Source organism: Stenotrophomonas maltophilia (assembly GCF_002799245.1).
GTDB lineage: Bacteria > Pseudomonadota > Gammaproteobacteria > Xanthomonadales > Xanthomonadaceae > Stenotrophomonas > Stenotrophomonas maltophilia_S.
In genome coordinates this window covers 302,708-315,500 of the sequence record NZ_NEQV01000001.1, presented here as the reverse complement: position 1 = coordinate 315,500, position 12,793 = coordinate 302,708, and the positions used below count along the sequence as shown (strand labels likewise).

15 protein-coding genes are annotated in these 12,793 nt (G+C 67.7%); 1 reads left to right on the top strand and 14 read right to left on the bottom strand.

Features of this window, described 5'->3' with window-relative positions; translation table 11 throughout:
* Positions 1-4: 4 nt before the first annotated feature.
* Positions 5-619, top strand: coding sequence for a LysE/ArgO family amino acid transporter (locus tag B9Y64_RS01530; RefSeq protein WP_100439222.1), 615 nt, complete (start codon positions 5-7; stop codon positions 617-619).
* Here the strand turns inward: B9Y64_RS01530 and map are convergent.
* From map to B9Y64_RS01460, 14 genes are all read right to left on the bottom strand, one after another.
* Positions 616-1,398 (bottom strand): type I methionyl aminopeptidase, encoded by a 783-nt coding sequence (gene map, locus B9Y64_RS01525; protein ID WP_202909034.1) that lies wholly within the window; start codon positions 1,396-1,398, stop codon positions 616-618. The genes B9Y64_RS01530 and map overlap by 4 nt on opposite strands.
* Positions 1,399-1,405: 7 nt before the next feature.
* Positions 1,406-1,612, bottom strand: a complete 207-nt coding sequence (locus B9Y64_RS01520; RefSeq protein WP_100439220.1) for a ParD-like family protein — start codon at positions 1,610-1,612, stop codon at positions 1,406-1,408.
* A gap of 68 nt (positions 1,613-1,680) precedes the next feature.
* The gene (locus B9Y64_RS01515) at positions 1,681-2,040 is read right to left on the bottom strand and encodes a bleomycin resistance protein (RefSeq protein ID WP_100439219.1); all 360 of its coding nucleotides are present in this window, start codon (positions 2,038-2,040) and stop codon (positions 1,681-1,683) included.
* Positions 2,041-2,247: 207 nt separating this feature from the next.
* A complete protein-coding gene (locus tag B9Y64_RS01510) occupies positions 2,248-3,132 on the bottom strand; it encodes a hypothetical protein (RefSeq protein WP_100439218.1) in 885 nt (294 codons plus the stop codon).
* Between the two features lie 5 nt (positions 3,133-3,137).
* On the bottom strand, positions 3,138-4,202 hold the full coding sequence (locus tag B9Y64_RS01505; protein WP_100439217.1) for a GNAT family N-acetyltransferase: 1,065 nt from the start codon (positions 4,200-4,202) through the stop codon (positions 3,138-3,140).
* Between the two features lie 29 nt (positions 4,203-4,231).
* Entirely contained in the window at positions 4,232-5,632 is a 1,401-nt protein-coding gene (locus B9Y64_RS01500) for an aspartate aminotransferase family protein (protein WP_014036434.1), read from the bottom strand.
* A 64-nt stretch (positions 5,633-5,696) separates the two neighbouring features.
* Positions 5,697-6,413, bottom strand: coding sequence for an MtnX-like HAD-IB family phosphatase (locus B9Y64_RS01495; RefSeq protein ID WP_100439216.1), 717 nt, complete (start codon positions 6,411-6,413; stop codon positions 5,697-5,699).
* Between the two features lie 168 nt (positions 6,414-6,581).
* A complete protein-coding gene (locus B9Y64_RS01490; protein WP_100439215.1) occupies positions 6,582-7,790 on the bottom strand; it encodes a DegT/DnrJ/EryC1/StrS family aminotransferase in 1,209 nt (402 codons plus the stop codon).
* Positions 7,791-7,800: 10 nt separating this feature from the next.
* The gene (locus tag B9Y64_RS01485) at positions 7,801-8,199 is read right to left on the bottom strand and encodes a DMT family transporter (protein ID WP_100439214.1); all 399 of its coding nucleotides are present in this window, start codon (positions 8,197-8,199) and stop codon (positions 7,801-7,803) included.
* The gene (locus B9Y64_RS01480; protein ID WP_014646430.1) at positions 8,196-8,555 is read right to left on the bottom strand and encodes an EamA family transporter; all 360 of its coding nucleotides are present in this window, start codon (positions 8,553-8,555) and stop codon (positions 8,196-8,198) included. The genes B9Y64_RS01485 and B9Y64_RS01480 overlap by 4 nt, the downstream gene beginning before the upstream one ends.
* A gap of 1 nt (position 8,556) precedes the next feature.
* A complete protein-coding gene (locus B9Y64_RS01475; RefSeq protein ID WP_049446362.1) occupies positions 8,557-9,393 on the bottom strand; it encodes an alpha/beta hydrolase in 837 nt (278 codons plus the stop codon).
* Between the two features lie 80 nt (positions 9,394-9,473).
* Positions 9,474-10,853, bottom strand: coding sequence for a sensor histidine kinase (locus tag B9Y64_RS01470; RefSeq protein ID WP_100439213.1), 1,380 nt, complete (start codon positions 10,851-10,853; stop codon positions 9,474-9,476).
* Positions 10,850-11,533, bottom strand: a complete 684-nt coding sequence (locus B9Y64_RS01465; protein ID WP_008265770.1) for a response regulator — start codon at positions 11,531-11,533, stop codon at positions 10,850-10,852. Before B9Y64_RS01465 ends, B9Y64_RS01470 begins: the two co-directional genes overlap by 4 nt.
* 132 nt (positions 11,534-11,665) lie before the next feature.
* Positions 11,666-12,793 (bottom strand): metallophosphoesterase, encoded by a 1,128-nt coding sequence (locus tag B9Y64_RS01460; protein WP_100439212.1) that lies wholly within the window; start codon positions 12,791-12,793, stop codon positions 11,666-11,668.

Here is a 12,793-nt window from a genome sequence, read left to right as displayed (position 1 = left end):
CCCGATGTGGATTGCCGCTGCCGCCGCCGGCCTGTTCGCAGGTGCCGGCCTGATCATCGCCATCGGTGCGCAGAACGCCTTCGTGCTGCGCCAGGGGCTGCAGCAGCGTCACGTGGGGAGGGTGGTGCTGGCCTGCGCGGGCGCGGACATCGTGCTGATACTGGCCGGTGTCGGCGGCATGGGCGTACTGGTGCTGCAGTGGCCGCTGCTGCTGCAGGTGCTGCGCCTTGGGGGTGCGGCTTTCCTGGTCTGGTACGGACTGCAGGCGGGGCTGCGCGCGTGGCGCGGTGGCAGTGCGCTGGCCGCCGCCGAGGCGCAGGGTGGCAGCGGGCGCCAGGTACTGCTGACCTGCCTGGCCTTCACCCTGCTCAACCCGCATGTCTATCTGGATACCGTGGTGCTGCTGGGCAGCCTGTCCACCCGCTACCCGGGCGATCTGCGCTGGGCCTTCGCCGCCGGTGCCTGCGTGGCCAGCGTGGCCTGGTTCTGCACACTGGGCTATGGCGCGCGCCTGTTGCAGCCGGTGTTCCGCAGGCCGGGTGCCTGGCGGGTGCTGGATGCTGGCGTGGCGATCTTCATGTTCTGCCTCGCCACGCTGTTGCTGTTGCGCCCGCTCTAGGCCGCGTCCACCGCGCACTGCGGTATTTCGCCGGGGCGCAGGGTCAGCACGCGCACGCCGCTGCGGGTGACCGCCACGGTGTGCTCGAACTGCGCCGACAGCTTGCCGTCGCGGGTGTATACCGGCCATTCGTCCGGCAGCTGGCGGATGGCCGGCTTGCCCTGGTTGAGCATCGGCTCGATGGTGAACACCATGCCTTCTTCCAGCACCATGCCGGTATTGGGATGGCCGTAATGGAGGATCTGCGGTTCCTCGTGCATCTCCTGGCCGATGCCATGGCCGCAGTACTCCTTCACCACGCTGTAGCCGAGGCTGCGCGCGTGGCGTGCGATGGCATGGCCGATATCGCCCAGGCGCGCCCCGGGGCGCACCGCGCCGATGCCTTTCCACATTGCCTGGTAGGTAGCTTGCACCAGCCTGCGCGCGGCGTAGTCGACCTCACCCACCAGGTAGGTGGTGCTCGAGTCGGCGATGTAGCCGTTCTTCTCCAGGGTGATGTCGAGGTTGACGATCTGGCCGCTGCGCAGCACGTCGGTGGTGCTGGGAACGCCATGGCAGATCACGTTGTCGATCGAGGTGTTGAGCACATACGGGAAGCCGTACTGGCCCTTGCTGGCCGGCCGCGCCTGCAGCTCATCGACGATCATGCGCTCGACGAAATCGTTGATCTCCATCGTGCTGCGGCCCTGCAGCGGCAGACGGTCGAGTGCAGCGAACACCTGCGCCAGCAGGTGCCCGGATTCGGCCATCCGATCGATTTCGTCCGGTCGCTTGATCATCGCCATGTCAGGCCCGCCCGGGGGCCTGCGGCTGTACGCCGGCTGCCCGCAGTTCGCTGGCGACGATGTCCTGGAAACTCAGCGTGGGGTTCATCTCGCACAGCATGCCGACCCGGATCCAGAAGTTGGCCTGGGCATTGATCGAGCGGCTGGAGACGGTGCAGGCACGGCGCAACTGGTCGTGCAGGGTGTCATCGATGTTGACGATGCCCATGGGCGGTCCTGGTAGAGTGGATATATGAAGCATATATGCTTCATATATCCGGCTCAAGGCCGCTCCGTTCAGCCGGCGTCGCTGGCGAAGCGCAGGCGGTTGCCGTCGGGGTCGCGCAGCAGCATCTCCCGGCTGCCCCATTCGGTGTCATGCGGCGGCTGCTCGATCGGAACGCTGGCCGCACTGAAGGCGCGGTGCAGGGCGTCGACATCCTCGACGATGAAGTAGACCGCGCCGCCGACCTCGCAGTCGCCGCTGTGCTCGGTGAGGAAGATGGTCTGGCCGTCGCGGGTGAGCTGGGCGAACAGCGGAAACCCGGGTTCGAAGCGGTGTTCCCAGTCGACCACGAAACCCAGCCCCTGCACGTAGAACGGCAGGCTGGTGTCGGCATGGCGCATGCGCAGCTGCGGGATGACGGTCTGGGGCATGGCGGCGGCTCCTGGGGGCAGGAACCCAGTGTAGTGCCGGCTGCTGGCCGGCATCCTCGTGAGGCCGGGAACAATGAGGTTGCCGGCCAGCGGCCGGCACTACCGTCTCTGCCTGGGTCTGGTAGTTGCCAACCTTGGTTGGCATTGCCGGCCAGCGGCCGGCACTACCGAAGCCATGCCGGCCAGCGGCCGGCACTACCGACGCGGTCAGCAGGCCGTCGGTACGGCGGCCATCGCGGCCAGCAGTTCGCGGTTCACCTGCTGGTGCCGCGCCTGCCAGAGCGGCAGATCCTCGGCGCTGACGTCGGGCTGGCCATCCAGCGACGACAGCCAGCGCTTGAAGCGGCTCTGATAATGGGCCAGCGACACTTCGCCGGTGATGTCACTGCCGACCAGGCCGCCGGCGCGCAGTGCTTCGATCACCACCAGTGCGTGTTCCAGCTGGAACCGGCCCTGGTCCCAGTTGCTGCGGGCGACGTCCTCGGCGAACACATCCTTGTCGATCGACAGGTACGTCGGTTGCGGCGACTTGGCCTGCTCAGCGGCGAACGCGGCGACCAGCGCCTCCGGGTGCTCGAACCGCCGGAACGCACGGCCCATGCCGAGGCGATGGCCCCAGCCGACATCCACGTCCATGCACCAGTACGTCAGGCGTCCGCCCATCAGCGGGCGCCAGTGGTTCTCCCAGGCGTGGCCCAGGCCGATGTCATCCGAGGTGATGCCCAGCACGTGGATGTGCGAGATCTGCGGCAGCTTGCTGGCGGCATTCACCCATGAGCCGCAGTGCATGCCGAACGGGAAACGCATGTTGTCCGGATGGTTGTCCAGCACCACCAGCTGGAAGGGCTGCTGCGGGCGCATGCGCTGCAGCAGCGGCAGGCTGAGGTGATGGAAGTCGCCACTGCCGAGCATGACCGTGCCGAGCTGGGCCGGCAGCGGCGCCAGCACTTCAGCGGCGAAACGGCCCAGCGTTGCATTGCTGCAGGCGAAGCGCAGCGGGTCGTGCCACTGTGGCAGCGCGAGGGTCTGTGCCTGGGGCAGTGGCAGCACGCCACCGTCCAGGTCGAGGATCAGCGGGGAACGTACCTGCATCGCTCTCAGCCGCCTCCATCAGGTTCACCCTGCAGATGCGGGGCCAGCCTGCGCAGGGCGGCGCGCAGCAGCGGTGAGCGTGCGTGGATCGCGTGCCGGGTGGAGGTGAAGCGGGCGCCCAGCTCGGCCTTGATCCGCGAGTCGGTCCAGCCCGCCACGTAGTGGCTCAAGCCGTGCTGCAGGGCGTACTCGAGGTTGTGCATCCAGCTGACCGCGTACAGGTTGTGCTCGCGCGACTGCGGGTAAGCCAGGCCGATGTACTTGTCCACCAGCTTGCCGGCATGCACGTAGCACAGGTTCCAGCCGATCAGCTGGCCCTGGTGGCGGTACAGGAACATCCGTCCCTGGCCCAGGCTGTCGGCCAGCAGGTACTGGAAATAGGGCAGGTCGAGCTGGTCGAAATGCACCGCGCTCTGCGCGTACACGCCCAGGTACAGCGCGTACAGTTCGGCCTGCAGCTGCGGGTCGGCCAGGGCCGGATCACCGGTGGCGATGCAGTCGATCTGCAGGTCATCACGCGAGCGCAGCTTGCGCCGGATGTTCTTGCGGCGCGAGGACGACAGGCGGCCGAGATAGCCGTCGAGCGAATCGAAATCGATCGCCACCCAGGCCAGCGGCATGCCTTCCAGTTCGACGAAGCCGCGTTCCAGCAGCGCCTGCAGGAAGGCGCCGCTGTGTGCGTTGGCGGCGTCGTCCAGCAGCGGTGAATCGATCGCCAGGTCCTTGACCACCAGCAGGCGCGTATCGCCGATCGCGTGACGCGTCACGTCCTCAGCCAGCGCCTCCGGCGCCACATGTGCCGGCAACGGGGTGTATTCGGTGCTGGTGGCACCGACGAAGCAGGTCTTCCAGGTGATCCATGGCCGCCACAGGCGCGACAGCGGCAGGCCGAGCAGCTTGCCGCGCAGCCCGTCATCCATCGTGGTGGTCAGGTCCAGCGGCGCACGGAAGGTCGGCAGGCCGCTGGGAAGGCGGCCTGCCTCGAATCCGAGCGGCGGATGGGCCAGGAAGCCCTCCAGCAGCGCGGCCGGTTCCAGCGCGGTGCTGGACGCACGTGACGTCATCTCCATCGGCACGGGAACCGGCAGCGCATCCGGCCTCAGCCCTTGGCCTTGGTCAGCGCCTGGTCGAGCAGGGTGATCGCCAGGTCGATCTCTTCGTAGCTGATGTCCAGCGACGGCGCGAAGGTGATCACGTTCTTGTACCAGCCACCCACGTCGAGCACGAGGCCCATGCGCTTGCCGTCGTGCAGGAGGTCACCGGCCAGGCCGATGTCGACCATGCGGTCCAGCAGTTCCTTGTTCGGGGTGTAGCCGTCGGTCTGGCAGATCTCGGCGCGCAGGGCCAGGCCCAGGCCGTCGACATCGCCGATTTCCGGGTGGCGCTTCTGCAGGCCACGCAGGCCGTCGAGGAAGTACGCACCCTTTTCCGGCACGGTGCGCTCGTAATCCATTTCCTTGCCCAGCTTCAGCACTTCCAGGCCCAGGCGGGTGCCCAGCGGGTTGGAGTTGAAGGTGGAGTGGGTGGAGCCCGGCGGGAACACGGTCGGGTTGATCAGCTCTTCGCGCGCCCACAGGCCCGACAGCGGATTCAGGCCGTTGGTCAGCGCCTTGCCGAACACCAGCACGTCCGGAGTCACGCCGAAGTGCTCGATCGACCACAGCTTGCCGGTGCGCCAGAAGCCCATCTGGATTTCATCGACAACCATCAGGATGCCGTACTTGTCCAGCACGCGCTTGAGGCCGGTGAAGAAGTTGCGCGGCGGGATGACGTAACCACCGGTGCCCTGGATCGGCTCGACGTAGAACGCGGCGTACTCGGCCTGGCCGACCTTGGGATCCCACACGCCGTTGTACTCGCTTTCGAACAGGCGCTCGAACTGCCACACGCAGTGGTCGGAGTACTCATCCGGGGTCATGCCCTTCGGGCGACGGAAGGGGTACGGGAACGGGATGAACATCGCGCGCTCGCCGAAGTGGCCGTAGCGGCGGCGGTAGCGGTAGCTGGAGGTGATCGACGATGCACCCAGGGTACGCCCGTGGTAGCCACCTTCAAAGGCGAACATCAGGCTCTTGCCACCGCGCGCGTTGCGCACGATCTTCAGCGAGTCTTCAATGGCCTGCGCGCCGCCGACGTTGAAGTGCACGCGGCCGTCGAGGCCGAACTTCTCGTGCATGTCCACGGCAATGGTCTTGGCCAGCTGCACGCGGGTCGGGTGCAGGTACTGGCTGGCGACCTGCGGCAGGGTGTCGATCTGGTCCTTCAGCGCGTCGTTCAGGCGCTTGTTGCTGTAGCCGAAGTTGCAGGCCGAGTACCACATCTGCAGGTCGAGGTAGGGCACGCCCGCACCGTCGAACATGTAGCTGCCTTCGCCGCGCTGGAAGATCTTCGGCGGGTCGACGTAGTGGACGGTATCGCCGAAGGAGCTGTAGCGGGCTTCGTCGGCCAGCAGCTGCGCATCGGAGGCAGCCGAATCGGCGTTCTTGTCAAAAATGTTCATGCAGTTCGGTTCCGTGAAGGACGTTCGAAAGGGGCAACGGGGGAGCGTGCTTGGAGGGGAATGCTCAGGCGGTGGCCAGCAGCAGGGGCAGTGCGGCGGGCTGCGGGCTGGCGTCGAGGCGACGTGGCTGCAGCAGGCTGCCATCGAGCAAGCGCGGCAGCAGTGCGATTGCATCGTGGAAGGTATCGATGGCGGCATGCTCGATGCCGGCATGGGTGCAATGGGTGATCAGGCGGCGCTTGGCGAACACGAAGTCGGCATCCTCGGACACGCAGAAGTCCGAACTGCCGTCGCCGATCATCAGCACGCGCGGCGCTTCATCGGCACGTGCCTGCGCGGCGCAGGTGCACTTGCAGGTGCCGCTGCGGCACCCTTCGGCCTGGTAGGGCGACTCCAGTTCCCAATGGTCCTCGCACCAGCGCAGGTGGTTGGCCACCACCGGCAGCCGCGACAGGCCATGGTTGGCGAGGATGCGGTGGATCGCATAGTCCAGGCCGTCGCTGACGATGCGCAGCGGCAGGCCCAGCTGCTCGGCGCGGGCGACGAAGGCGACGAAGCCCGGATCGATCTGCACCTGGTCCAGGTGCGCATCGAGCGTGGCCGGATCCAGCTTCAGCAGCCGCACCTGGCCCTGCATGCATTCACGCGAGCCGATCTTTCCCGCCTTCCACTGGTCTTCCAGGTCCTGCCAGCCCGGCTGGCCGTACTTCTCCAGCAGCGAGTCGATGACATCTTCGAGGCTGATGGTGCCGTCGAAGTCACACAGGATGCTCCAGTGCATGGGCAGGTCCGTCGATGAGAAAGGCGTCCGGCACGGCGCCGGGGCAGGCTCAATGTAGGCAGGCAGCCTTTCTCGTTCCTTTCCTGTTGAAAGCCTGCACCGCAGGGTGGGGAAAGTGTTCAGGAATCGGGTTTCATGAATGGGCGGGATGCCCTGGAAATCGCGGTTTCAGGCCTGCGCAGCGGCCAGTGCCCGCAGGATCTGCGCGGTCTCTTCACCGGTCTGCCAGGCGCTGTTGCCGAGGGTCAGCATGCGTGCGGCGAAGTCGCGCGCATTGGGCATGTCGTCCTGCGCCACGATGCCACGCAGGTAGGCGTAGTCGGGCAGGGCATGGATGAACATGCGGCTGGCACCGAGGCCACGCGGCCACAGTTCGTCCAGTGCAGCATCGCGGGCGCGCTGGCTGGGCAGCAGCAGCATCAGCATCGGCCAGGTGCCGCCGGTACCGGCCAGGCCATCAACCACCTCCACCGCCGGCAGCTGTGCCAACTGCACGCGCAGCTGCAATGCGCGCAGGCGCCCGGCCTGCAGGAATGCAGGCAGCCGCCGTGCGGCATGGGCGCCGACGTTCTGCCGCCATTGGCTGACCCGGTGCTGCGGTATGTCCAGCGGGAAAATGTCGCCGACCGCTTCTTCCAGATCGCCGCGCTGAAGTGCGCTGCGCAGCGGATTGCCGTACACCAGCGACAGCAGCGAGGGGCGATAGCAGGCGGCAAGGCCGAGCAGCTGCGCACTGCGAAGCAGCTCCCAGCGCAGGCTGAAACGCACCTGTTCGGCGGCATGTCCGGCCAGCGCGGCGCGCAGCTCGTCATCGCGGCTGACCAGCAGGCCACCTTCGTGCAGGCTCAACCCCTTGCCGGCGGCCAGGCTGAAGAATCCGATGTCGCCACGCAGGCCGACACTGCTGTTGCCGACCCGGGCGCCCAGCGCCTGCGCGGCATCTTCGATGACCCAGGCGCCGGCGTCGCGGGCGACCTCGCAGGCCAGTTCAACATCGGCGATGCGCCCGCCGAGGTGGGTCGGCAGGATCGCCAGCGTGCGTGCATCGGCCAGGCGCCTGAGCTGTCCGGGCTCGAAGTCGAAATGGCCACGCCGGGTATCGCACAGCTGCACGCGCAGGCCGAGGCTGTGCACCGCGATTGGCACCAGCGGGCAGGTATAGGCCGGCATGATCACGGTATCGCGCTTGGGCGCACGCTTGCGCAGGGTGCGCAGTGCGATCAGCAGCGCGTGGGTGCCGGAACAGGTCAGCTGCAGTGGGGGTGTGCCGAGCTGGCTGGCCAGGATTTCGCGCAGGTCGCCGCCACCGGGAAGGAAGTCGCTGGCCTGCATCGGCAGGCCAGCCGTCGGAGGCAGTTCGCGCGCGAACAGGCTCATCGCGGTCCGCTCACGAAGTGCTTTCGGCGGGACTGTGCGGGTCGTCCGCTTCGGCGCGGCCGAGGCAGACGATGCCGGCCACGATCAGTACCGCACCGACCAGGTGGTGCAGGGTGAGCGGCTCTTTCAGCAGCCAGGCCGAGAGCAGCAGCACGCTGATCACTTCCAGATGCGAAGCCGCGAATGCAGGGCCGATCGGCGCATGGCGCAGCAGGCTCATCCAGGTGAAGAACGCGCCGACGTAGCCGAGGATGGCGCCATACACCCACGGCTGCGACAGCACGCGCAGCAGCCAGGCAGTGTTGGCCTCGACCGGCAGCGCCGCGTCTCCGGCGTACTTGAAGCACAGCTGGGCCAGCGTGTCGAAGGCCATCAGCAGGGGGAAACCGATCACATACAGGCGCCTCATGAGCCGGCCCCCACCACCGCCACGCCGGCAGTGACCAGCAGCATGCCGGTCACCCGCAATGGCGTGAGCTTCTCGCGGAACAGGATGCGGCCGGCGATCATCAGCGCAACGATGTTGATCGAGCCCAGCAGCACGCCCTTGGACAGCGGAACCAGTGACAGGAACGCGATCCAGGCGACGAACTCAAGCACGTAGCAGGCGATGCCGATCCACAGCCAGGGGCGGCTGAGCATGTGTTTCCAGCGTTGCAGTCCTTCGCCATCCTGCGGATCGCTGGCGGCGGCCTTGAAGGCGAGCTGGCCACCGGTATCGAGCACGACATTGGCCAGCCACAGCAGCGTGGCGAGTGCCCCCATCTCAGGCCACCGCCTTGAGGACGCCGCTGCGTTCACCGATCTCGGTGAAGAAGCGCGCGCTGCGGCGGATCACATCGCGGCGTTCGCGGTCGATCGTGATCATGTGGTAGCTGTCTTCCAGCACCACCAGTTCCTTCGGGCCGCTGACCCGCGACATCACCAGCTCGGCGTTGCCCATGCTGGCCACATCGTCTTCGCGGGCATGCATCACCAGGCACGGCGCGGTGACCTGGTGCAGGTGGCGGCGGGTCCAGTTGCTCAGGGCGCGCATCTCGGCCAGCGCGTGCCAGGGGTTGCCCGGAAGGCCGGCCGCCGCGCTGTCGCCGGACAGCATGGCAGCGCTGACCTGGGCGCGCAGGCGTTCGTCACGCAGGCCGTAGGGCGGTTCTTCCATGAACATGCGGTCGCGGCCGATGTTGAAGCGCTTGAACCACGGCAGCAGGAACGACAGGCGGGCCACGGCGGGGATGTTCCAGCCGTCGTAGCGGAAGGTGGCGCCATAGACACCGACGCCGGATACCCACTCGGGGCGGCGTGCGGCCAGGGCCAGCGACAGTACCGCGCCCATCGACAGGCCACCGACGAACAGCTGGTCGACCTTGCCGCGCAGGCTTGCCGCCGCATCTTCCACGCCCTGGTACCACTGTTCCCAGGTGGTCGCCAGCAGGTCATCCACGGTGCCGCAATGGCCGGGCAGCTGCACGCCGTGCACGGTGAAACCGGCGTTGTTCAGGCCCTTGCCCAGCATGCGCATTTCCGCCGGGGTGCCGGTCAGGCCGTGGACCAGCAGCACGCCCTGCGGGCCACCGGGGAGGAAGAAGTCGTGCGATTCGGTCACCTGGCGGCTCCGGGACGGCAGTGGGGATGGTCAGGATCGCAAGCGCGATTTTCGCCAGCCTTTCAGCGCCCCGGTGCGGGTCAGGGGGCCTTCAGCAGCGGCAGCGTGATGGCGACCCTCAGGCCGCCACCGGCGCGGTTGAGGAAGGTCAGGCGGCCGCCGAGATGCTCCACCGCCTCATGGGCGATGGCCAGGCCCAGGCCGGTGCCGCTGGCGGTGGTGCCGGGGGCGCGGAAGAAGCGCTCGCCCAGCCGCGGCATTACGTCCTCGGGTACGCCGGGTCCGTTGTCCTCCACGTACAGTTCGACGTCATTGTCATCCAGCGCGTGCACGCCGACCGTGACGGTCGCATCGCGGCCGGCATAGCGCAGCGCATTGTCGATCAGGTTGTCCAGTGCTTCCTGCAGCTGGGCACCATTGCCGAGCACGCGCAGCGGGTGGGGGCTGCCGCGGTAACCCAGATCGATGCCATCGCGGATCGCTTCGGGCACGCGCATGCCGACCCACTGCGGTACCAGCTCGCACAGGTCCAGTGCTTCCACGGTATCGGGCACGGTCTGGGCCCGGCTCAGCGCCAGCAGCTGGGTGCTGACCCGCGCCGTGCGCTGGTTGAGCCGGCGGATGTGCTGCAGCGCCTCGCGCACCGTGTCCGGGTCACCGTGGGCCAGTGCCTGGTCCACGTGCAGGGCCATGCCGGCCAACGGTGAGCGCAGCTGGTGCGCGGCATCGGCGATGAAGCGGTTCTGCAGCGTGATCATCTCCGCCTGGCGGGCAAACAGATCGTCGATGGTGCTGATCAGCGGCTGGATCTCCTCCGGCACGTCGGCATCGGAGATCGGCGCCAGTTCGCCCCGGCGCTGCGCCAGGCGGGTCCTCAGTGGCGTCAGGATGCGCAGGCCGTAGGTCACGCCGAACCACACCAGCGCGGCGGTGCCCAGCGCCAGCATGGTCATCAGCGGGATGATGATCATCAGGATTTCGCGTGCGCGCTGGCGACGGTCGGCCATGCTTTCGGCGACGGTCACCGCCAGCTGGTCCTGCGGATCGTTCATCGCCTGCGTGCAGACAGTGGCCATGCGCACCTGCTGGCCGTTGAGGTTGCCGTCGTACAGCGCCGGATGCACCCCGGTGCAGTCCTGCGAGGGGGCATACGGGCTGAAGTCCGCGTTGCCGCTGAGCGTTCCCTTGCGGCTGCTGTCGACGTTGAAATAGCGATGGCCGTCGGGGTCGTACTCGATCAGGAAACGCGCCTGCGGAGACAGGTCACTGGTCACCGGCATGGTGCTCAGCATCTGCGCGAACGAGTGCGTGTCGTCGATCAGGTTGCGGTCGTGGATGCGGTTGGAATAGTCCAGCGCAACGTAATAGGCCAGGATCGTATTGAAGGTGAGCAGGCCCAGCATCGGCAACGCCAGGAAGGCGAGCAGGCGCCGGTGCAGGCTGGGGGGTCCACTGATCACGGGGCGCTGTCGTCCTGCGCGTCTTCCAGCATGTAGCCCAGCCCGCGCACGGTGCGGATGCCCATGCCGCCGGGTTGCAGCTTGCGGCGCAGGCGGTGCAGGGCGATGTCCAGGCCGTTGTCGGTCAGGTCCTGGCCCCAGTCGCACAGCGCTTCCACCAGCTGCGCGCGTGACACGATGCGCTCGGCGCGTACCGCCAGTGCCGACAGCAGGCCGAACTCGCGTGCGGTCAGTTCCAGCGACTGGTCATCGATCCACACGCGGTGCCCGGCCAGGTCCAGGCGCAGGCGGCCGATGCGCAGGTCCGGGTTGCCATTGCTGGTGACCCGGCGCAGCTGTGCACGCACGCGTGCTTCGAATTCGTCCAGCGCGAACGGCTTGACCAGGTAGTCGTCGGCGCCGAGGTCGAGCACGCGCACCCGCTCGGCCAGGCCGTCGCGGGCGGTCACCACCAGCACCGCCAGGCCATCGCCGCGCTGGCGCAGGCGCTGCAGCACGTCGCGGCCATCCAGTTGCGGCAGCCCCAGGTCCAGCACCAGCAATGCGTACTGGGTCGAGCCCAGTGCAGCATCGGCGTGCGCACCGTTGTCGACGTGGTCGACCACGTGCCCCTGCCGGCGCAGCGAGGCGCACAGGCCGGAGGCAATGTCCGGGTCGTCTTCAGCAATCAGAACGCGCATGCGCGGGGGCTCCTGTAGCGGTCAGGCCCACCGGATGGACGGGGTGGGCCTCTCGGCTGCCGAGGGTAGCCGCAAACCGGGTGAAGGTGGAGCGCGCCGGCACCCGCCGGTGCCGTCGCGCTGTCCCTCCATTCAGTCCTGCAGGCCCGGCTCGCCCGGCGCCAGCGGTACCCGTGAACCGTCCAGCAGGCCGCGGCTGAGCCTGCCATCCTCGATGAACAGCAGTTCGCCGTTCTCGCCGTTCTTGATGCTGCTGTCGATGGCGATCACGCGGTCACCATGGAAGCTGCTGACGTGCGGCATCGAGGTATGGCCGACCACGATGCGCTTGAGCTGCAGGCGATCCAGCACGGCCTGTACACCTGCGGTGTCGAGGCGGCCATCGAAGTAACCGCGGTACCAGATGGGGCTGGTCTTGCCGTCATACAGCGGTGCGGTGGCCGGGTCGGCCTTCACCTCGGCCTTGGGCAGGCCCAGCGAGGCCTGATAGGCCGCGTTGGTGCGTGCCGGCTCCAGCGCCAGCTGCACCGCTTCGGGCGAGATGCCGCCGTGCAGGAACAGCGTATCGCCGATCTTCAGCAGCACCGGGCGGGTGCGCAGCCACTGCCCGATCACCGAATCGGCGCCATACAGCTGCGGGTAGCTGCGGCCCAGCAGCTGGGCGCTGCGCAGGTACTTCGGGTTGACGTAGCGCAGGTCGTCGTACAGCACCATGGTTTCGTGGTTGCCGAGCACGAAGTGCACGGCGCCACCGGCGGCGGCAGCCTGCTGCTGCAGGCCGTACAGCAGCCAGAATGCTTCGGTCACCTGCGGGCCGCGGTCGAACACATCGCCAGCGATGACCAAGGTGTCCTTGCCCAGTGCCCAGCGGTCCTGGGCGTCGATGACCTGATGGGCGCGCAGCAGGCGCACCAGCAGCCCGTACTGGCCATGGATGTCGGACAGCGCGACGATGCGCGGTGTGGCCGGCAGCACCGAGACCGAGGCTGCATCCGGCGCAGCCACGTGCACCGTGTGTTCGTAGCCGCAGCGGGGCGCGATATCGGTACCTGCTGCGCCGGCGGCAAGCGTGCGCGATTCGACCTTGTCGGCGCAGATCCACCTGGCCTGCAACTGGGTGCCCTCACGGAAGACATACGGGCCATCAGCCTGCACATGGTCGGCGGGTGCGGCGACCTCGCGGGCCTGCGCGGCTCCCGTGGCGCAGGCCAGCAACGGCAGCAGCAGGGCGGTCATCAGGGAAGGGCGATAGCACGACAT